This window comes from Rouxiella chamberiensis (genome assembly GCF_026967475.1).
GTDB lineage: Bacteria > Pseudomonadota > Gammaproteobacteria > Enterobacterales > Enterobacteriaceae > Rouxiella > Rouxiella chamberiensis.
On the sequence record NZ_CP114058.1, the window covers coordinates 1,716,411 to 1,739,372 of the forward strand.

Here is a 22,962-nt window from a genome sequence, read left to right on the forward strand (position 1 = left end):
CTTGTCGGCCATGACAATGTCTTGCCTGCTTTCAGGAAAAGGCCAGCCAATTGGCCCTGGCCTGCCCACTGCGCATTCGAAAATTGATAAATACCTCTTCGTCGTCCAGCGACAGATAAAGGTTGAAACGAAAGACCTGTTCCAGCGTCAACCCCGGCGGCTGCACATAGCTGTGTCCGGGATAGATACGCACCTGCTGCGAAAGAAGCGCCTTGAGCCGTTCCAGACTGGCGAACATGCTTTTGGCCGCCGCGCGGTCGGGGCAGAGTCCGCAGCCTTCGATAAACAGCGTGTCGCCCGTAAACAGATGCGGGCCTATCCAGTAGCAGGTGCTCCCGGGGGTGTGGCCGGGTGTAATGACCGGGCGGATCATCATGCCGCCGACTTCAAAGCATTGCTCTTCGAAGGTTTGCAGCGCGGCAATCGCAAAGCCCGAAAATTGCGCTTCCTGTCTGGACATCCACACCGGACAGCCGTGAATGTCGGCCAGACTCGCGGCGAGATCGGTATGGTCGGCGTGGGCGTGCGTCAGCAGAATGCCCGCCAGTTCGGCATTCGCTTCGTGCAGCGCGGTTTCCAGTCGGGCCTTTTCCCAGGCGGGATCAATCAGCAGCGCTTTTCCCGTGCGGCGATTCACCACCAGATAGTTGTTGTTGATAAATCGCCCCTGACTCACTTTCAGCGTGGTCACGGTGATCTCTTGCGATGAATTCACAGGTATCCCCAATGCTGTAGCGTTTTTATGGTGGTTTCCACGCCGTTTTCCTGCCCTACTTGCTGCCTGAGCCGTTTCGCACGTTCCACGACGTCGGCAGAAAAGCTTTTGATGAGCGCCGTTTCGATGTCGGCTTCGTCGACGCGTTTAAGGGACAGGCTGCCGCCGCTGACGCCGAGGTTCTCGAGCTGCCACGCCCAGTAAAATTGATCATAGATAAACGGCATGATGACCTGCGGCGTACCGGCCCTTGCGGCGGCGGCAACCGTACCGCCGCCGCCGTGGTGAAACACGGTTTTCACTTTCGGAAACAGCCACGCGTGCGAGACGTGATCAACACAGATAACGCCCGGCAGAGTGGCCGCCGCAATCATTTCCGCCACCAGCGCGCCGCTGCCGCGCACAATGACAGCCCGCACCCCCATATTGCGAAGCACGGCGATGATTTTCTGCGTCAACCCGACGGGATCCGAGCTGACCATGCTGCCAAAACCGATATAAATGGGCGCCTCGCCTTCGGCTATAAAACGCTCGAGCGCCGGTGAAACGGTCTGGGTCGAGGTGACAGCGCCCTCCCAGCTGCCGGTGATTTTAATGCTCTCCTCAGGCCATTCGGCGGGACGCGGCACCAGATGCGGGCTAAAGGCATAGAGAATTTTCCGCGCATCGTTGCGTTTATCCGCCCACGGCCCGCTCCAGCGCCAGTCATTCAGCCCCAGACTGGCGCGGCAGGCGCTAAAGGATTTCGCCACGAAGCGCCACATCACGAGGCGCAGCAGTTTCCAGACCGCGAGGTTGACAACCCCCGGCAGCCTGATGATTTTATTCAGGAAAAACGGCGGAATGGTGCGCGACGGCGTCAGCGGCGCAAAATAGGCGGTGACCACCGGAATATCGAACTTTTCGCCAATCGACATTGCCAGCGGTACCGCCTGATTGGCGGCGATGATCAGTCGGCTGCCGCTCGCCGCGGCCGTTCCCTGCTCCACCCATAGCGACATCAGTTTTTCGACTACACCCGACATCTTTCTGGCCGCCTTGCGCACCGACTCGCCGTCCATCAGATCCTGCTCCACCTGCATCGCCTCCGGTAAATCCAGATCCCAGCGGTCGAACCCCAACCCCTCGTCGATAACAAACTGCGCGTTGCGTTCGCCCGACATGATGGAGCATTGATGCCCCATCTGTTGCAGCCGCTTGCCCAGCACGATAAACGGGCGAATATCGCCCATCGACCCGGCGGTTATCATAGACACTTTCATTGCTCGCCCCTTGAATGGCCGGGATGAAACCGCCGTCCTTCTGCGGGGCGAGGCCGGTTATCGTTCAGGAATAATGACATTCAGATTTTCAAAACCATGCAGGAAGTTGGAATAGTTGCGTTCGGGTTCGTCGAGCACGTTTATCGCGGTGAAGCGCTTTAGGATCTCCTCCCAGATAATCGCCAGCTGCATTTCGGCAACTCGACTTCCTACACAGGCGTGAACGCCCACGCCAAAGGAGAGATGCCGACGGGCGCGGTCACGATCGATGCAGAAGGTATCCGGGTCATCAATTGCGGTGGCATCGCGATTGCCGGACAGATACCACATCAGCACGCGGTCGCCCTCTCTGATGGTTTTGCCCCGGATCTCTACATCCCGATTTGCAACGCGGCTCATGAAGCTTATCGGCGTCTGAAAACGCAGGGTTTCAGACACCATGGAAGCCACGAGTTTCGGATTGGCTCTGAGCTTGGCGAACTCCTGCGGGTATTTGTCCAGCCAGTACACACTGCCCGAGATGGTATTTCGCGTGGTGTCATTACCGCCGATAATCAGCAGCACGATGGTGCCGCGAAACTGCTCCAGCGTCATGTCGCAGGTTTCGGGGTGATGCGCCAGCATCGAAATCAGGTCGTGCCCCGGCGGGCCTCGACGGCGTTTTTCCCATAGCGCTTCAAACGCCTGATAGCATTTGATGGTCTCCTGCGCTTTATGCTCCCAGCTTTTCACCGGCCCTCGTCCCGGCTCGAACATCAGCATGTCGGACCAATACGTCAGTTTGCGGCGATCCTCGAAGGGAAAATCGAACAGTGTCGCCAATACGGTGGCCGTCAGCTCTTTGGAAACGTGTTCCACCCAGTCAAACGGCTTGCCGATAGGCAGGCCATCGAGAATCATCCCCGCGCGCTCGCGCAGCAACGGTTCCATGCGAGCGAGGCTCGACGGCCCCATTGCGGGCGTCACCGCCTTGCGATGCTGCGTGTGCTCCGGCGGGTCCATGGTGATAAATCCGACATTTTTACGTCGTTCATGACCCAGCGCCTTCAGCGCCTTGTCCAGCTTTATCTTCTCTTCAATCGACTTGAGGTCGATATTTTCGGTCGAGGTGAAATCGCGATAATTGTTGCCGACGGCGCGAATGTCTTCCCACAGCGTCAGTGACCAATAGGGGCCGAATTCGCTGTCGGGCGTGAAATGCACCGGATCTTCGCGGCGCAGACGCGCGAAAACCGGCAGCTCGGTTGCCTTGGCAAAACGGTCGCGACGTGCAGGATTAAGCTCGGCCAGCGGCAGCGTGTGAATATCTTCAATCTCGACGTGGGTCAGTTCAGCCATCTTATTCACCCTCTCTCTTTTCCACGGTGTTACCGCACAAGTGAAGCCAACATTGCACAAGTTCGGAGACGTGAGGCGCTTTCAGCACGCTAAAGTGCTGCGCAGGCCCCGAAACGGTCTCGAGTTTTTCCGCCCAGTTTGCCCATCCGGAGGCATCGATATCCCGACGTTCGCGGTCCTGGTCTCGGCCGTCATCGACGGATCACGCACCTGAACCAGATTGACCTGTCCGTGATAGCGCGAGGCAGGTCGATAGGCAGTCTGTCTTGCAGCCAGGAAGGTCTGCCACGGCCCCGTCAATAACGGCGGCGAGGCAGGGGTCGGCATTCTGCCGTTTTCTTTGAGATGTTGATGAAGGCTTGCGAGCAGCGCGTCGATATCCTGACGGGCGTAAATATCCGCGTCGATTGTCAGCGACTGACCCCGCGTATAACCCAGACTCTCGACGTATTCGCGCATGCAGTCGGCAAGCGCAGGCGTTGAAGCAGGTTCATCCGGGCCAAGCGGCGCTTCGGAATCGACCAGCATCAACGATGCTATGCGCACCTGCTGCGAAGCACTCTGTCGCGCCATCTCGAACGCCACCTGACCGCCAAACGAATGCCCGAGCAGATGAACGGGGTGTTCGCCACCAAGACCGGCCTGACGTAAGGCGTGCAGATTGCGCGCGGCGGCGGCTTGCACCGACTGTTCGGGGGTATCAACGCCGTCGAGACCTTTGGCAAGCAGGCCATAGACCGGTTGATTCGCAGGGAGAGCCTGCACCAGCGGCAGAAAGTCGGTGACGGTAGACCCGGCACCCGCGATGCAAAACAGCGGCGGGAGATGCGCCGCGCCTTTTTGCAGCAGGATAAGCGGGTTGAAATCTGCGACCGGAGGGGTCGAAGCAGGCGATTCGGCGCAGTTCACCTCCGTCTGCAACGCGCTGGAAGTGAGTGAAAACTGATGGATAGACGCCTGTGGCGCGCTGACCATCGCCTCGAGGGTCGCGAGATAACCTTCGACCATCCGCTCGGCGGTGTCGCGGTTAAACAGATCCACGGCATATTCCAGAATGCCGTCCATGCCAAGCGCCTCGCCGTGTTCGCCGTATTTTTCATACAGCATGTAGTAGAGATCCCACTTGGTATTACCGCTGTGCGCCGGATAGACCTGCGCATCAAGCCCCGGCACCGCAAAGGTTTCCGACGGCGTGTTTTGCAGGATAAGCATGGTCTGGAACAGCGGATAATGCGCGGGCGAGCGCACCGGCAGCAGCTCCGTCACCAGCTTTAGGTAGGGAATATCCTGATTTTCGTAGGCGTTAAGCGCCTGCGCGCGCACGCGTTTGAGCACCTCGTCGACACGCGGATTACCGGAAGTATCCACGCGCATCACCCACTGCGTCAGGAAGCAGCCCACCAGCTCGCTCAGTGCCTGATCGCTGCGCCCGGCCAGAATTGCGCCCAGCGGAATATCTTCGCCCGCGCCGAGACGGGTGTAGAAAATGCCCAACGCCGCCTGCAAAACCATCGACAGCGTCATGGTGTGCGCACGCGCCAGCGCGCTCAAACGCTGATGCAAACCGGCCTCGATGCGCAGCGGCACCACTTCGCCCCGATAACTCGGTGTTGGCGGACGCGGTCTGTCCTGCGGCAACGCCAGCGTCGCGGGCACCCCGTCGAGCGTCTTTTTCCAGTAAGCCAACTGTTCGGCATACAGGCTGTCGGGCTGATTGACGTCGCCCAGCAGCGCGCGGTGCCACACGGCATAATCGGCATAATCCACCGGCAGCGCGGCAAACGGCGGAGCCTGCCCCGCCAGACGCGACTGGTAGGCCAGCGTCAGATCGCGCGTCAGCGGTGCCAGCGAGAAGGCATCGCAGGCAATATGGTGGAACAGCATGACCAGCACGTGCGACTGGGGTCCGACGCGCAGGATGGACGGACGAAACGGCAGATCGACCGCCAGATCAAAGACGCGGGTAATGGCGTCGAACACCGTCTCCCGAACCCGTTCGGCACTGACGTCGATACACGGCACCTCAAGCTCGACCTGCTCGAAAGGGGTGATAACCTGAACCGGCTGCCCTTCCACCACCGCAAAGCGGGTGCGCAGCGTTTCGTGGCGTGCCACCAGATCGTTGAGCGCGGCCGTCAATGCTTCCAGGTTAAGCTCGCCCTGCAGCGAAACCACGATGGGCGTGTTGAGCGAGGCGTTGTCGCCGCGCGTATTCTGCCCGACCCACATCAGATGCTGGCTGTAGGACACGGGCAGCGGTTGCGGGCGCGGTGCGATACGGGCCAACGGCTTGCGCACCCGTTGTTGCGGATTAAGCTGTTTCGAAAGTCCGGCAACGGTCGGATTTTCAAACAGCACACGCACCGGCAGCTCGATGCCCAGTCTGGCGCGAATCCGGCCAATCAAGCCGGTCGCCAGAATCGAATGACCGCCCATCGCAAAGAAATCGTCGTCTATCCCTATCTGCGGCTCTTGCAGCAGCTCGGCATAAAGCTCGCACAGCGCGAGTTCCTGCGCATCGCGCGGCGCGCGATAGTGAGCCGTGTCATTAAATTCCACCGCTGGCAGCGCCTTGATATCGACTTTTCCGTTGGCCGTGAGCGGAAACGCCGCCAGCGTGATAATACGCGCAGGCACCATGTAATCCGGCAGACGCTCGCCGAGATGCTCGAGCAATGCCGCTTCCGTCGCGGTGCCCTCCACATAGGCGACCAGCCGTTTACCGCCCCCGTTGTCCACCGCCAACACCCGCGCCTTTTCAATCAGGGGGTGTGCGGCTAAATGGCTTTCGATTTCACCAAGCTCGATGCGAAAACCGCGCAGTTTGACCTGCTGATCGTTACGCCCCATAAACAGCAGATTGCCGTCCGGCCTGTATCGCACCAGATCTCCCGTGCGATACAGGCGGTTGGCCGCCGAACTGTCGGCCGCGAACGGGTCGGCAATAAAGCGCTCGGCGGTGAGTTCGGGCGCATCGAGATAGCCAAGCGCCACGCCGTCACCGCCCAGATACAGCTCACCCACCGCGCCCAGCGGCACCGGATGCCGATGTTTGTCGAGCACATAGGCGCGGGTATTGCCAATCGGACGACCAATCGGAATGCTGCCGCCCTGCGTCGAGACGCCCGCTATCGGGAAGGTGGTGGCAAACGTGGTGGTTTCGGTCGGTCCATACCCGTTGACCAGCCTGACCTCGGGATGCGCGCGCAAAACCTGGGCAATAATATTGGAATCCAGTGCATCGCCGCCGATAAACAGCGTCTTGAACTGCGGCAGAACCGGTGCCAGCTCGCTATAAAGCTGATTAAACAGTCCCACGGTCAGCCACATCTGGTTTACGCGGTGCTGCTTGAGGGCGCGAACCAGCGCAGGCGGAGACAGCAAGACATCCTGCGCTATCACCACGCAGCAACCTCCCGACAGCAGCGGTGCCCAGATTTCCAGCGTGCTGGCGTCGAAAGCCGTGTTGGCGGCCAGCGCCATGCGATCGTTTGGGGAAAAATCGCCGACGCCGCTGTTTATCACCAGCCGCGCGATGGCCCGATGCGGCACAACCACACCTTTTGGAATGCCGGTCGAACCCGAGGTATACATAATGTAGGCCGGGTCCGTGGCCTCGCTCGAGGCGGTCACCACTTCACGGCTTGCGGCCTTGACTTCGACGCTGTCGACATCCAACACCGGTACCGCCACGTCGTCGGCCAACGTCTGGTCGGCGTCCGTCAGCAGCAGGCGCGCGGCGCAGTTGTCGAGGATCCCGTTCAATCGCGCGGGTGGTGCCAGTGGATCCAGCGGCACGTAGGTTGCCCCCGCTTTCAGGACAGCCAGCGTCGCCGCCAGCAAGGCACTGCCACGCGGCAACAGCAGCGCCACGACATCCTTCGGCTTGATGCCTTCAGCCACCAGCCTGTGTGCCAGCTGATTTGCCCGCTGGTCCAGCTCGCGATAACTGAGCTTAGAGGCATCGTCGATGACCGCGATGGCGTCGGGCGTGCGGGCAACCTGTTGTTCAAAAAGACGGTGCACGGTGTCATGGGCTGGATAATCCGTGGCCGTGTTATTCCACGTTGTCAGCAGTTGTCGGCGTTCGGCGGCAGGCAGAATATCCAGCGCGTGCATCGGTTTGTCCGGCTGGCTCTCTAGCGCCTGCGCCAGACTGCGCATCGTCTGCTGGAGATAACCCAGGATACGCTCGGCCGACAGAGGTTCTGCCGCCAGCACGTTCAGGCGCAGCGTCTCACCGAAATCATCCACCGATACGGTCAGCGGATAATCGGTGCGCTCCTCGAAACCGTGCCATTCCACCGCGTCGCGCTCACCCGAGGTATCAATCTGCTCCTCGGCGGATTGTTGGTTGTGGCGATAGTTGAACAGCACATTAAAGAGCGGCGTCGGCGGCGCAACGCCGCTACAACGCTGCGCCAGTCCAAGCGACGCATGCTCATGGCTCAGCAGGGCGGCCAGACGTTGATGCGTGATGCGCACACTCTCTTCAACGCCGACAGAACCCAGGTCGAGACGAAGAGGCAACGTATTGATGAACGGACCCATAATCTGATCGGCCCCTTCTCCTGCCTGCAAACGGCCAAGCAGGATAGTGCCGAAGACCACGGTGTCGCTGTCGCTGGCGCGCGCCATCACCTGTCCCCACACCAGATGACAGAGGCTGCCCATGCTGACGCCAAGACGGCGGGCCTGCGCGCGCAGACTGGCGACCAGCACCGGGTCGACGTCCTGACGCCGTTCGACCACGTTGGCGTTGTCCACCGCGCGCTGCGCAATCCCGAACGGCTGCGTGGGTGCATCGATATCGCCCAGCATCGCGCGGAAAAACTGCGCGTGCTGCGCCTCTGACTGTTCGGTGCGTATTTTGGCAATCAGGCGACGAAACGGCTGCGCGGCAGGCAAGCGATGTCCCTGCCCCAGCATAAAGGCGCGAATGTCCTGAATCATTATCTGTAACGAGGCGATATCGTCTATCAAATGGTGTTGCAGCATCACCATTTCCCAGCGTCCGCTGTGCGGGTCTTGTGCCGTAAACAGGCTCAGCAGCGGAGCCTGCGTCAGATCGACCCGGTAATGCGCCGGGTCATAACGCTGTACCAGTTGCTGCATCACCGGCCCGTGCGCCGGGTCTATCTCGACCTCGACAAGCCGGACCCTGGCCTCGCGCAGCACCACCTGCGCCGAGGTCGACAAGCCCTGCCACAGGAATGCGGTGCGCAGAATATCGTGGCGATTGACGGTCTGCTGAACCGCCTCGACGTACTGCTGCATCACCTCGCGGTTGGCGAGCGACACCTTGGCAAACTGCAAATAAGGGTCGCCCTTGTCGCTCAGTTGATGCAGAAACAGGATCCCCTCCTGCAACGGCGTCAGCGCATAGATATCCTGAATATTGGCGACCCCGCCCGGGATCCTGGCGACGATGGCGTCAATATCGGGCTGGGTCAGCGTAATCAGCGGCAGCATGTCAGGCGTCAGGGCGCGCGTTTGCGGCGTAATGCGATTGGCCGGGGCGTTCGCACCCTGTCCGCCCGACGCGGAGAACAGGTTGCCCTCCCGCAGGGCGGCAACCAGCGAAGGTTTGTGCTCACGCAATGCCGCCTTGATTTCCGGGGTCAACGACCCCTTTGCTGCCTTGATGACCAGAGATTCACCCTCCAGCGTCAGGGCGATGCGGGCATCATCAAGCGTGGTTAACAGGTCATCGAATCCCATCATATTCTCATCTCGTCCAGTTCAACGGTGCGTTCGGACAGCTCGGCCAGCGTCGGGCTTTCAAACAGCGCACGGATTTCGATACTCATGTCGCGCTGACGCAAATGCTCCATCAATTGCACCGCCAGCAGCGAATGACCGCCCAGCTCGAAGAAGTTGTCGTGACGACCGATGCGCTCCACGCCCAGCAACTGCTGCCACAGTTCGGCCATCACGATTTCGACCTCGCCCTGCGGCGCGGCGTAGGTGCGACGAAAGAAAGAGGCATCGTCGGGCAGCGGCAGCGCCTTGCGGTCCAGCTTGCCATTGGCGGTCAGCGGCAGTTCGTCGAGTTTGACGAAGGCGGCGGGCACCATATAGTCAGGCAACCGGGCGGCCAGCTTGCTGCGCCATTCGGCAATGTATTCGGAAGTGCTCAATCCTTCGGCAGCGGCTGCCACCACCACATAGGCGACCAGCCGCAGATCGCCCTGCGCATCTTCGCGGGCCACCACGACGGCGTCCCTGATGGACGGCTGTTTCTGCAACGCCGCATCGATTTCACCCAGCTCGATACGGAATCCGCGAATCTTGACCTGATTGTCGTTACGGCCGAGATACTCGATATCGCCGTTGGGCAGGTAACGCGCCAGATCGCCGGTGCGGTACATGCGTGCCCCGGCCTCGGAGACAAACGTATCTTTCAGGAAACGCTCGGCGGTAAGGTCGGGACGATTAAGATAACCGCGCGCCACGCCTACACCGCCGATGTACAGTTCACCGACCACGCCCGCCGGAACCGGTCGCCTATGCTGGTCGAGCAGATAGATGCGCAGGTTGGCAATCGGGCGGCCAATCGGCACCGTTGCCGTGGCGGGCAAATCCTGCGGACAGGTCCACGACGTCACATCGATGGCGGCTTCGGTCGGTCCATAGAGGTTATGCACCACGGTGAGCGGCAGCACGTTATGACAGGCCGCCACGCTTTGGGAACTCAGCGCTTCGCCGCTACAGACGATTCGGCGCAGGCTGCGGCAGGCGGTTGCGTCATCGCTTGCCAGGAACAGGTTGAGCATCGACGGCACAAAGTGAAGCGTGGTGATGTTATGGGTCTGGATAACCTGCGCCAGCGCACGCGTGTCTTTGTGCGCGCCCGGCGGGGCCACGACCAGCGTCGCACCGACGGAGAGCGGCCAGAAGAATTCCCACACCGACACGTCAAAGCTGAAGGTGGTTTTTTGCAGCACGGCGTCGCTGGCGTCGAGCTGATAGGCTTCCTGCATCCATTGCAGGCGGTTGATTAATCCGCGATGTTCGTTCTCGACGCCTTTTGGCTTGCCGGTGGAACCGGAGGTATAAATCACGTAGGCCAGATTGCGGGCGGTCAGGCCTAGCTCGTCCGCAGACAGCGGCGTGGTCGGCAAGTCGGAATTCGCCAGCCATTCGGCATTCAGCTCGAAGGTCGCGACGCCTGCGGTATCCAGCCCGGCCGTGACTTCACACCCGCGCGGGTCGAGCAGCAGCAGCGCCGGAGCGGCGTCCTGCAGAATATAGGCCAGTCTTTCCTGCGGATAATCCGGGTCCAGCGGTACATAGGCACCGCCCGCCTTGAGGATCCCCATCAGACCAATCACCATCTCGATGCTGCGATCCAGACACAGCGCCACGCGGTCATCCGGTTTGACGCCCTGACGATGCAGATGGTGCGCCAACTGGTTCGACACCGCGTCCAGCTCGCGGTAACTCAGGGTACGGCTGCCAAAGCGCAGCGCCGGTGCCTGCGGCGTCCTTTGCACCTGCTGCTCGAACATCTGGTGCGTGTAGGCCACCTCGGGATAAACGCGGGCGGTATCGTTCCACTGGTTCAGCAGCAGATGGCGCTCCGCGGCGGGCAGAATATTGATCTGTTCCATCGGCGTATGCGGGGCTTCCTCCAGCGCCTTCGCGATGTTTTCGAGGGCGTGCTGCATGTAGCCAAACAGCAATTGCGGATCCAGCGACTCGACCACCTGAATGTTCAGGCCCAGCGCGCTGCCGTAATCGTCCACGGACAGCGTGATAGGATACGTGGTGCGCTCCTCGAAGCCGTCCCACTGGTCTGCTTCGGGAACCACAAAGTCCAGCGACTTGCTTTCGGATTCGCGATTGTGGCGATAGTTGAACAGGGTATTGAACAGCGGCGTCGAGCCGGTCATGCCACTGCAACGCAGCGCCAGCGCCAGCGAAGCATGTTCATGACTCAACAGTTCGGCGAGACGCTTATGGGTGGCGCGGACGCTCTCTTCGACGGTGGCGCCCGCCATATCCAGACGCAGCGGCAAGGTGTTGATAAACGGCCCCATAATCTGGTCGGCACCGTCACCGGCATGCATGCGGCCAAACAGAATGGTGCCGAACACCACGGAATCCTGCCCGCTGAGACAGGACAGCACCTGTCCCCAGGCCAGGTGGCAGATACTGCCGAGACTCACTCCCAGTCGGCGCGAATAGGCGCGCAGCACATCATTGAGGCGCTGCGGCACCTTGCGGGTGACTTCGATGATGTCGGCGTCGTCGAGCATGTTCACCAGCCCGTACGGCGTGGTCGGCTCCTCGATATCGCCCAGCGTCGAGCGGAAATAGCGCTCGTGCTCCTGCGGGCTTTTCCCGAGACGCACCTGCGCAATCAGGCGGCGGAAAGGTTGCGCCTCGGGCAGTTGATGTCCGCGACCCGCAAGGAAGGTATGGATTTCGGAAGAAAGGATCAGCACCGAAGTAATGTCATCAATCATATGATGCAGTACGCGGAACATCTCGTAGCGTTCTGCCTGCCTGTCATAGGCCATAAAGGCGTGCAGCAGCGGTGGTTTGGCCAGATCGATGCGGTAGTGTGAAGGATCGAATCGTGCCGCAAGCTGTTCGGCGACAGGCCCGTCGGCAGGGTCCAGTTCGACCTCGAGCACGTGAAGGCTGGCCTGACGCTGCACCACCTGACACGGCGTCGATACGCCTTCCCAGTAAAATCCGGTGCGCATGATGTCGTGACGATCGACCACTTTCTGCACGGCGGCGAGATAGTTATCGACTTTTTCGCGGCTGTCGAAGCTCATCTGCCCCGTTTGCAGGTATGGGTCGCCCTTGCTTGCCAGCATGTGGTGGAACAGAATGCCCTCCTGCAACGGTGCCAGCGAATAGATATCCTGAATATTGGCAACGCCGCCGGCAACCTGCTCCACCACGTGGTCGATATCGCTCTGGGTGAAGTCAATCAGCGGCAGCAGTTCCGGGGTGATGGCGGTGGTCTGCGGCGTAATTTTATTGGCCGGAACCACCACTTCGAAGGCGCTCGACAGACGACGGCCGTTGCGCAGTGCATGGACCATCGTCGCCTTGTGCTCGCGCAGTGCGCTTTTAATCTCGCTGGTCAGCGCCCCTTTGGCAGCCGTGATAACCAAATCCTCGTTATCCAGCGAGATCGAGATTTTTGCCTCTTCAAGGGTCAGCAGTAACTGTTCGAAATCGCTCATTTTGTAATCTCCGTGATGAAAGCCGGTAAGCCCTGATATTGTTGATAAGGTAATGCCACGAAACGCGTAAGGTCGTGGTGCTGCCATTCTGGACGTAAAGTGTTCAAAGTCGTGTCTCCGCAAGCTCGAGCGTTTTGGCCGCAAGGTCTGCCAAAACGGGCGTATCAAATAAGGTGCGTATTTCGATGCTGAGCCCTTTACGGCGCAGCTGTTCAATCAGCCTCACGGCCAGCAGCGAATAACCGCCGAGTTCAAAGAAATGGTCCTGACGCCCGACCTGCGGAACACCCAGCAACTCCTCCCACAGCAATGCCATCGTGGTTTCGATGCTTCCCTGCGGCGGGGTGTAGGCGCGACGGGCGAATGCCACGTCGTCGGGTGCCACCAGCGCGTTGCGGTCAATCTTGCCGTTGGGCGTCAGCGGCAGGGCGTCGAGCATCACGAAGGCGGCGGGCACCATATAATCGGGCAAGGTCTCCTGAAGATGCCTGCGCAGAGTCTTGCGGCCAAACAGGCTTTGCACCCTGCTCTTGAAGGTCGCGAGATGTGTCAGCGCCGACTGCGCATTCTCGGGCACCAGCCAGTCCACCAGGCAGGCCACTTCGTTGACGCCGATTTCACGCAGCTGTTCGGCCACGGCCAAGGCGGATTCCGGCGTGCCGATAAACGACAGCTCGCGGGTGTAACGTTTGAAGGCAAACTCCAGCAGGCTTCGTTTATCGTCTTCGCCAAGCGCCTCGAGGTTGATATCCTGCTCTTTCAGCCAGCAGGAGAGCAGGCTGAGATGCCCCTGCAAATAGTCCAGGAACGGACCTTTGGCCTGCTGCAATACCTCGTCGTGGTCGGCCCCGAGGTAGGTGTGGATCATCACGGTTACCGTGCCGGTCAGCGGGTCATAACCGGCCTTTTCCCGCGCGGCGCGATAAATATCGATGTGGTCGGCAAGCCCCTGCATGTTCTGGGTGAGCATGTGGGTCAGTACATTCGCGCCCGTACTGCCCGCATAGGCAAAGGTTTCGGACGTGCCCGCCGCGGTTATCCACAGAGGCAGGCTCTTCTGCACGGGTTTCGGGTAAATCTCCACGGCAATCTCATTGTCGTGGCTGTCCAGGCGCGTCACGCTGCCGCCCTGCCACAAGGTGTTCAACGCGTCGATGCTCTGGCGCATCACGTCTCGGCGCGCGCGATAGTTATGCGGAGCCAGCACGAAATCCTGCTGATTCCAGCCCGACGCAATTCCCACGCCCACGCGGCCATTTGACAGGTTGTCGACTATCGACCAGTTTTCGGCGATCGTCACAGGGTCGTGCAGCGGCAGCACCACACTCCCGGCGCGCAGCTGGATGTTGCGCGTACGACTGGCGAGCGAGGCATGAAGCAGCGCAGGGTTGGCGTAGAGGCCGCCCACGCTGTGAAAATGGCGTTCCGGCGTCCATATCGCCGTAAAGCCGTGCTGGTCGCCAAACTCTGCCGCCTCGGCGAAATCCTGATACCCCTGACGGGCATCGCTGGTCGCGCCAAAGAAGAACAGGCTGAAATCGAGATTGTCTGTGGCAGGCGCGTGATCCTCGGCTCTCTCTTCGAGGGAGCGCGGCACCACATAGGCCACCAGACGGGTCGCACCGGCCAGATCGTCGCGAGCGACCACCACGGCCTCCCGCACCAGCGCATGGCTTTGCAGACGGGCTTCAATCTCCTGAAGTTCGATGCGATGACCGCGCAGTTTCAACTGGCTGTCGGTACGCCCAAGGTAAATCAGCCGTCCGTCGGCCATAAACTGCGCGAAATCACCGGTGCGGTACAACCGCGCCTCGGGGTCGCGGGAGAAGGGATCGGCGATAAACCGCTCGGCAGTGAGCTCGGGGCGCGCGTGGTAGCCACGCGTGACACCGTCACCTCCGATATACAACTCACCGATAGCGCCCAGCGGCACGGGATGGCCGTTGGCGTCCAGCAGATACACCTGAGTGTTGGCAACAGGACGTCCAATCGCCTGGTTGTAGCGGTCGACGTCGTCGGCCTCGACCCGCTGGCAGGTTGACCAGATAGTCGTTTCGGTCGGGCCGTAGAGGTTCCACAGCGACTCGCCAAAAACATGCAGACGTCGCGCCAAATCGCTTGGCAATGCTTCGCCGCCGCAGAGAATTTTCAGCTGCGGATGCGGCGTGGCATCGGCATCGACCAGCGCACGCCACGTGGTCGGCGTGGCCTGCATGATGCTGATGGCCGCGTCCTGCAACAGCACCAGCAGCGCATACGGGTCTCTCGCCTGACTGCGGCTCGCCAGCAGGATGGAAGCGCCGGTCATCAGCGGCAGATACAGCTCCAGCCCTGCGATATCAAAGGAAATACTGGTGACCGACAGCAGGCAGTCTTTCGGCGTCAGGTTGAACAGCGCCTGCATGCCCGTCAGGAAATTGCCAACCTGCCGATGCTCGACCATAACGCCTTTCGGCTGACCGGTGGAGCCCGAGGTGTAAATGACATAGGCCAGATGCGCGGAGGTCAGCGCCGCCACGCGCGGATTGGTCGCAGGCAGAACCGCCAGAGACTGCGCCTCGTCGTCCAGATTCAGGCATGTCAGCGAAGGTGCGCTTTCCGCCGTCAAGACCTGACTGCCGCGGGCGTCGACCAGCAACGCTTTCGGACGGGCATCCTCCAGAATGTAGGCCAGCCGTGCTGCGGGATAGTCGGGGTCAAGCGGCACATAGGCCCCGCCAGCCTTGAGGGTCGCCAGCAAGGCAATCAGCAGGGTTTCACTGCGATCGATGCAGACCGCGACGCACACATCCGGCCCGACGCCCAGCGCAATCAGTCGATGCGCCAGTTGATTGGCCCGCTGATTCAGTTCGGCATAACTCAGGCGCACCTCGCCCATTCGCAGCGCCACGGCGTGAGGCTGTTTTTCCGCCTGCTGCTCGAACAGGCTGTGAATCGTCGCCGCGTTCGGGAAAGGCAAGGCCGTTGCATTGAAGTCGCCAAGCAACCGCTGGCGCTCGTCGGCGGGCAGCACGTTCAGCTGATGGAGTGAAATCGACGCCGAAGCAGGCGGCATCGCGGCTTCGAGCGCGGCTACCAGACTGTGAATACTTTCGGTGAAATAGCCCGCAATGCGCGCACTTGAGAGTGATTCGACGGCCTGAATACCGACCTCGAGCTGGTTGCCGACCTCGTCTATCGAGGCGGTAACCGGATAGTGAGTGCGCTCCTCGAAGCCGTGCCACGTCACGCCATCCTGCTCGATGGGACCCAGCACATCGATATCGGTCGGGCGGTTGTGTCGATAGTTCAACACCGCGCTGAACATCGGCGTGGGCGACACGATACCGCTGCACTGCTGGGCCAGCGACAAGGTCGCATGTTCATGTTTTATCAGGGCGCTCAGGCGCTGATGGGTGAGACGCACGGCGTCTTCGACAGCCCCTTGCCCCACATCCAGTCGTAGTGGCAGCGTGTTGATGCACGGCCCTAGAATCTGCTCGCTGCCCTCGCCCTGCATACGCCCCGACAACACGGTGCCGAAGACCACCGTTTCGCGCCCACTGATCGCGCCCATCACCCGCGCCCAGCTCAGATGACAGAGAGAGCTGACGCCCACGCCAAGACGGCGGGCCTGATAGCGCAGCCGTTGCACCCATGTGGCGTCCAGCGTCTGACGGGTTTCGATAATGCGCAGCCCCTGAAGATGCCCGCCCTTGAGATTGAAAGGCACCGTCGGTTCGCTGACATCGGCCAGCATCGCGCCGAAAAATGCCCGCTGCGCATCGGTATTATCCTGTCCCTGCAACGCGGCGACATGGTGGCGGAACGGCACCGCAGGCGGCAGGCTGCTGCCCTTGCCGGTCAGAAACGCCTGAATGTCGGCGAGCAGAATCTGCAGCGAGGCCAGATCTTCGACCAGATGATGCAGATACATCAGCGCCTGCCAGACATCCTGGTTCGCGGTCATAGGCCACGACCATCTTCAGCAGCGGCGGCTGCGCCAGATCGATACGGTGAGATTCGGGTGCATGACGCGCCTTGAGTTGTTCGACTATCGATCCCTGGGCCGCATCGAGATTTACCTCTTCGACGTGCAGACAGGCGTGGCGCAATACCACCTGCACCGGTTTCTCCAGCCCCTGCCAGATAAACGCGGTGCGCAGCACATCGTGACGTTCAATCACCCGCTGCACGGCGTCTAGATAGTTATCGAGCGTAGTGCGCTGCGCAAAGGACAAATGACCGCATTGAAGATAAGGGTCACCCTGCTGTTCCAGCAGATGATGGAAGAGTATGCCCTCCTGAATCGGGGCCAGCGCGTAGATATCCTGAATATTGCCAAGACCGCCGGAGACGCGCGCCACCAGGCTGTCGAGCTGGGGTTGAGTCAACGACACCAGCGGAAACAGCGCCGGATGCAGCGAGGGGGTTTCGGGGGTCAGCAGCGTGGCCGGTACGGCTTTTTCGGCGCAAACCGGCGGTTCAAGGGCGATGTGGGTCGCCAGGTCGGCCAGCACCGGATATGCGAACAGCGTCGGCACATCGGTATACAGATTCAGGTCGCGCAACTTTATCCGCAGTTGCATCGCGAGCAGCGAACTGCCGCCCAGCTCGAAGAAGTTGTCCTGACGCCCTACCTCGCCAACGCCCAGCATCTCCTGCCAAAGTTGCGCCAGCGTGGTTTCGATTCCGCGATGCGGCGCGTCGAAGTCACGTTGCAGATAGGCACGGCTGTCAGGCTGCGGCAATGCCTTGCGATCGATTTTGCCGTTGGCAGTCAGCGGCAGCGAAGACAGCATCACAAAGGCGGCCGGGATCATATAGCTCGGCAGTTGCGTGGCGAGGATTTCACGCCACGGGCCGATAACCTCATTGCCGCAGACCTCGTGCGGCACCACATAGGCGACCAGACGCGGTTCGCCGCCGTCGACGGTCAGTCCGACCACCGTGGCTTCTTTTACCTGCGGCAGCGCGGCGAGACGGGATTCTATCTCGCCGAGTTCGATGCGGTATCCACTCAGCTTTATCTGATGGTCGCGACGGCCGAGAAACTCGATGCGGCCGTCCTCGAACCAGCGTCCAATGTCCCCGGTGCGATAGACTCTGCCGCCCGCTACCCAGGGATCGGCGATAAAATGTTTGGCCGTCAGGTCGGGACGATTGACATAACCGACCGCCACGCCCTCGCCGCCTATCCAGATTTCACCCGCCATGCCCGGCGCACAGAGCTGGCCCAGCGTGTCGACCACGTACATGCGGGTATTGGCAATCGGCCGGCCAATGCTCAGGCGATTATCCTGCTGCGGCTCGGCATCGCGCATCCACGCCGACGACATAATGGTGGTTTCTGTCGGCCCGTAGCCATTGATGTAGCGGCAGCGCTCACTCCAGCGCTCGATAAGCGCGGGGGTTGGCGCGGAACCGGCGGTCAGCAGCGTCATGCCCTCCGGCACGCGCGACGGATCCAGATGTGCAAGATAAGGCGGTGGAAACGCAGCGAAGCGGATGTCGTGTGCATTCAGGTATTCGCTCAACGCCGGAGGGTTCTGAATCAGCGCGTTCGATAACAGATGCAGTTCACAACCGCGTGTCAGGGTGCCGAAAATCTCGCCCGCCGAGGCATCAAAGGTATAGGGCGCAAACTGCATGATCGGCTGACCTGCGCTGAAAATCCCGAGGTCTTCACACCAGCCGCAGAAGTTAATGAGATTACGATGGCTGATTTCCACGCCCTTTGGCGTGCCCGTCGTGCCGGAGGTGTAAATGATATAGGCGATGGTCTGCGAATCCACAGCCGCCGTTGCCACGTGGGTTTCGTCCGTCCGGTCGTTCGCGATAAAATCATCGACGAACAGCAGATTGCCGCTCTCTTCTTCGGCAAAGCTTGCCCGCGAGGCCTGCGTGGTTAAGGTCCAGCGAACCTCTGCGTCTTCAAGAATAAATGCCCGGCGCTCGCGCGGCGCATCCAGCGCGATCGGCACATAGGCGGCCCCGAGTTTGATAATGCCAAGCATGGCGGCGATCAGGTCGGGCGTTTTCTCCATGCTGAGCACCACGCGATCCCCCTGCGCGACGCCCGCCTGCTGCAAGCCTGCGGCTATCTGCGCGGCGCGGTCGGCAAGCTGGCGATAACTCAGGCAGGCGTCTTCGGCCACCAGCGCCCGCGCGTCTTGTCTGGCAGCGACCTGATCCTCGAACAGCGCATAGAGAGAGCGCTGCAAATCCAGCTCTAACGCGGTCGCATTCCAGTGATGAAGCACACGATCGATTTCATGAGTGTCGAGCATTGTCTGTTCGCGCAAGGTGCGCGTCGTGCCTTGGGTGAAGCTCGTCAGCAGCCGTTGTAGACGGTGCAGAATCTCGAGCGCATCATGATGGGAAATTTCCCCGGCGCGATAACTTAGCTCAAGTGACAACGTCACGCCTGCATGCAGCGTAAGTTGCACAGGCGCATCGTCCATAGCGTCGCGTTCCTGTGTTTCACTCACGGCGATCAGCGAGTCAAACAGCGGTTGTTCGGCAGTTTTTCCCGCTGCGCGAAGCAAATCCTGCTCATCGATTTCGGCATGGTCCCGGTGCGCGTCTAGGCGGGTCGTCAGGGCGCAAAACCATTCACCCAGCGCGAGATGGCCGTCAATGGCGATGCGCAGCGGCAGCGCCTGACGTTCCCCCGTGAGGCTGCTGACAATGCGCTGACCAAACAGCACCTCGTCTTCCCCGCTGTATTTAGCCAGCAGCAGGCTCCACGCCGCGCTTAACAGCACATCGAGCGTGATTGACGCCTGCTTGACGAGGGCCAGCAGCGCACGATTTACATCCGGTGCCATGTCCACCGTGACCCTGCCCGCCTCGTGCGACGAAGAATCGACCTCGTCACCCACGCCTTGCAGCGCGGCATTACGGGTTCGTTGCGCACCGGCAAGATAGGTTTGCCAGTACTTGCGGGCCGCGTCTTTGCGCGACAGGCGAGTCTCTTCCTGCATCAACGTCATAATGATGCGCCCTCCATCACAGGGTGTTCAGCGTGTTTTTCCAGTGCCGTCAGCAGGCTGGAAAGGCTCTCGACATTGCGGCCAAACTGGTTGATCACGGCGCCGTGGCAGAGCTTTTCGGCAAAACCGTATTTAAGGAAGGTCGAGAGCGTGCCGGTCGGACTGAGATCCACATAAAAGGCGCGGTCCTTCCCGGCAAGCGACGTCATCAAGCCATGAAAATCCACGGGATTTCGCAGCACGCGCCAGAAATAGTCGCCGTCCCATTCTGCGACCGGTTTTCCCGACATCGCCGAATAAACCGGCAGGCTGGCCGCCTGTTTCGGCAGAGTCTCGACGAGTGCGCGGAACTCAGGTTCGATGATGTCGATACCGGCAGAATGAAACGGCTGCTCGACCGGCAGCAGCATGGAGATAATCTCGCGCTGCGACAGTTGCTCCTTGAGCGCCGACAGCGTGGCCAGACTGCCGCTGACCACAAAGTTTTTCTGGAAATTGAGGCTGGCGAGTTCCGTGTGCTGATACAGCGCGGCATTCGCATGGAAGTGTTCGATCGGGGCCAGCACGCTCATCATGCCGCCGCCCGCCGTCTGTTCACTCAGCATCCGCGCCTGACTCACCACAAGCTTCATTGCATCGTCCAACGTCAGCACCCCGGCCACGACCGCCGCAATACATTCACCGAGGCTATAGCCCATCACGCCGCCGGGCTGGATGCCTTCGGCTTTCAGCAGGCCGGTCAGGCTGACGCCGAGACTCAACAGCGCCGCGCTGGACAGCACGACGTCGGAAAGCGGCATCTGGCGACGGGTGTCGTCATACAGCGCCTCGAGCAGACTGTTGCCGGTGTGCTTGCGGTACAGCGCGTCGCAATGTTCCATCTGCGCGCGAAAAACCTCGTGACGACGATAGAATTCTTGCCCCATGCCGTAATACTGTGCGCCCTGACCGCCATACATAAAGACCACGGGGCGTTGACCTGAGCTTTTCTCGGGCACAAACGGCTGTGCCTGGATTTTCTTGAACAGGTTGGTCAATACCTGTCCCGGACCGATTTCTCGCAGTTCGACTTCGCCCTGCGCCAGCAGAGAGGAAAGGCTTTCATACCAGCGCACCGGATGGCTTATCTGGCGTGTCAGCAGGTCGAGATAGTCGGTCGTCGGATAGTCTTGTGCCGTGTAGTTGGAGATAACCCGCGAAGTCAGCGGATTAAAGGTGAAACCCTGCGCAAACTGGTTGAATTGTTGTTCGATGTCGCGCAGATAGCGGGAGTGAAAAGCGGCAGAGACGTTAAGGAGGATGTAACGCCCGCCCGCCTCGGCAAACAGGGTCTGCGCCGCCGTGATGTCATCACGCAGCCCCGAAATCACGATTTGCTGCGCACTGTTGATATTGGCGATATCAATGCCGGTAAACGGCGAGGCGGCCAGCAATTCGGCTACGCGCGACTGCCCCAGACCCAGCACGGCAGCCATCGCGCCACGCGGTGCGCTCGCCATCAGCCTGCCGCGCTCTTTTACCAGCGCAACGCCGGTCGCGAAATCAAAGGCACCGGCCGCGAACAGCGCCACGAACTCGCCGAGGCTGTGGCCTGCATAACACTCCGGCGCGGCGCGGCCGTCCTCGCGCTCGGCCAGTAACGCCAGTGCCGAAACCACAAACAGTGCAGGCTGGGTGAATTGCGTTTCTCCAAGCAACCCTTGCGGGTCTTCCACACACATTTCGCGAACCGAATAGCCAAGCACTGCATCGGCCTGTTTAACGAGATCGGGAAAACGCTCAAACAGTTCATTTCCCATCCCTTTGTACTGCGATCCCTGACCAGGAAATACCCAAATTGAAGAAGACATAAATCGCCTTTTACTGTTTCCCAAAATGACACGTTTCGTGAGTTATCTGTCCCGCAGGTTGTGACCCGTTCAGGACTTTTCGGCAAGCTCGGGCATCTGCGCCTCGATTTTGGCAACGAGATCGCCCAGCGTGTAAATTCCGCGCTTGTCGCTGTCATTGACCTTGATATGTAGGCGCTTTTCGATTTCGTACCAGGACTCGAGCATTTCGACCGAATCCACGCCCAGTTCGCCGCCGATAAAGGCGTCGAGATCCACGATTTCAGGGGTAAAACCGGTGTTCTTGATGTCATTGATGATGTCGAGCACCACCGCCAGAATGTCTTGTTGTGTCGCCATGTCTCTTTCTCTCATTCAATCGAATTACAGCGCGTCGAATTCACGCGCAACGTCAACGATAATGCCTACGGCCTGGTCGATTTCTTCGCGGGTATGGGATGACATCACCGACAGGCGCAGGCGCTCCTTGTCCGGCGGCACCATCGGATACTCCATGATGTTGGCAAACAGCCCGCGCTCGAAAAGACGGCGATTGATGTTGCCCACTACTGCGTTTTGCCTGAAGAAAACAGGAATGATGCCGGTCTGGCCGCGCAGAATATTGAACCCGTGGGCCTCGAGCCGGTCTTGCATGTAACGCACGTTGGCGTGCAGCTGCTCGATGCGCTCCGGCTCGCGTTCCATGACATCCAGCGCGGCGGAAATGGCGGCGATGGTCGGCTGCGCCAGTCCCGACGTGAACAGGTACGGGTAGGAGAAGTTGCGCAGCATGAAGATGTATTCGCTGCTGCCCGACACGAAGGCACCCTGCGCGCCCAGCGACTTGCTGCACGTCGACATGCGCAGGTCAACCTGACCCAGCAGGTCGAGGTGTTCCAGCGTGCCGCGCCCGGTCGGTCCGACAGTGCCGAGTCCATGCGCATCGTCGAGAATGGTGATGATGTCGTGGGTTCGACAGATGTCGATGTAGCGTCTGAGGTCGATAATCGACCCGTCGGTCGAGCGCACGCCTTCGACGGTTGAGAAAATCTGCGTGCCCGGCTTGGCGCGCGCGCGGATTTTATGCAGCATGGCGTCGAATTCGTCCAGACGCTCCGGGTCGAAGGTGTAGAACGGCACATTGGTCATCTTGATGGCGTTGATGACGCTGGCGTGGCTGTTCTGGTCATAGACGATGATATCGTTGCGGTTCATCAGCCCGTTGACCCAGCAGAGGTTGGCCATATACCCGCTTGGCAGCAGTACGGCATCCTCGTGACCGGCCAGCGCCGCCAGACGTTTTTCCAGCACTTTATGCTGATGGGTATAGCCCGAAAACGCCGGGGAACCGCCGGTGCCGATTCCGTATTGCTCGACGGCTTCGATCACCCTGTTTTTCACATAGGGGTGATTCGCCAGCCCGAGATAGCTGTTGGAGCCGAATACCAGCACATTGTTGAAGGTGTCGCTGTGCAGATCCTTGTACTGCATCTGCGCGTCAACCGGGCCGCTGCCTTCGCGGCCAAACATGAATCCCTTCTCGACTTCCTTGAGATAGGTGCTGTAACGCAGCTTGACGCGCTCTTTGAAAGGTTTGCGCTCAAGCTCGATAAGCTCATGAAAATCCATCGTAAAACC

General features: G+C 60.3%; 10 protein-coding genes. All 10 read right to left on the bottom strand.

From position 1 onward, the window contains the following. Positions 1-31 precede the first annotated feature (31 nt). The 10 genes from solJ to O1V66_RS08065 all read right to left on the bottom strand — a co-directional run bounded on the left by solJ (position 32) and on the right by O1V66_RS08065 (position 22,953). Positions 32-715 carry a solanimycin biosynthesis MBL-fold hydrolase SolJ gene (solJ, locus tag O1V66_RS08020; protein WP_241481397.1) on the bottom strand — a complete coding sequence of 228 codons (684 nt, stop codon included), beginning with the start codon at positions 713-715 and terminating at the stop codon, positions 32-34. Next, entirely contained in the window at positions 712-1,977 is a 1,266-nt protein-coding gene (locus O1V66_RS08025) for a glycosyltransferase (RefSeq protein WP_045047694.1), read from the bottom strand. The genes solJ and O1V66_RS08025 overlap by 4 nt, the downstream gene beginning before the upstream one ends. A 57-nt stretch (positions 1,978-2,034) precedes the next feature. After that, positions 2,035-3,315, bottom strand: coding sequence for a solanimycin biosynthesis cytochrome P450 SolI (gene solI / locus O1V66_RS08030; protein WP_045047693.1), 1,281 nt, complete (start codon positions 3,313-3,315; stop codon positions 2,035-2,037). Between the two features lie 81 nt (positions 3,316-3,396). Further along, the gene (locus tag O1V66_RS08035; protein WP_269128247.1) at positions 3,397-9,039 is read right to left on the bottom strand and encodes a non-ribosomal peptide synthetase; all 5,643 of its coding nucleotides are present in this window, start codon (positions 9,037-9,039) and stop codon (positions 3,397-3,399) included. Beyond that, a complete protein-coding gene (gene solG, locus O1V66_RS08040; RefSeq protein WP_045047691.1) occupies positions 9,036-12,521 on the bottom strand; it encodes a solanimycin non-ribosomal peptide synthetase SolG in 3,486 nt (1,161 codons plus the stop codon). Before solG ends, O1V66_RS08035 begins: the two co-directional genes overlap by 4 nt. 103 nt (positions 12,522-12,624) lie before the next feature. Next, positions 12,625-16,410, bottom strand: coding sequence for an amino acid adenylation domain-containing protein (locus O1V66_RS08045; RefSeq protein ID WP_269128340.1), 3,786 nt, complete (start codon positions 16,408-16,410; stop codon positions 12,625-12,627). Further along, the gene (locus O1V66_RS08050) at positions 16,292-19,495 is read right to left on the bottom strand and encodes a non-ribosomal peptide synthetase (protein WP_269128248.1); all 3,204 of its coding nucleotides are present in this window, start codon (positions 19,493-19,495) and stop codon (positions 16,292-16,294) included. Before O1V66_RS08050 ends, O1V66_RS08045 begins: the two co-directional genes overlap by 119 nt. Further along, positions 19,492-21,345, bottom strand: coding sequence for an ACP S-malonyltransferase (fabD, locus tag O1V66_RS08055; RefSeq protein ID WP_072045079.1), 1,854 nt, complete (start codon positions 21,343-21,345; stop codon positions 19,492-19,494). The genes O1V66_RS08050 and fabD overlap by 4 nt, the downstream gene beginning before the upstream one ends. 69 nt (positions 21,346-21,414) lie before the next feature. Beyond that, positions 21,415-21,684, bottom strand: coding sequence for an acyl carrier protein (locus tag O1V66_RS08060; protein ID WP_045047689.1), 270 nt, complete (start codon positions 21,682-21,684; stop codon positions 21,415-21,417). Positions 21,685-21,708: 24 nt separating this feature from the next. Next, entirely contained in the window at positions 21,709-22,953 is a 1,245-nt protein-coding gene (locus tag O1V66_RS08065; RefSeq protein WP_045047688.1) for an aminotransferase class I/II-fold pyridoxal phosphate-dependent enzyme, read from the bottom strand. Between the last annotated feature and the right edge of the window lie 9 nt (positions 22,954-22,962).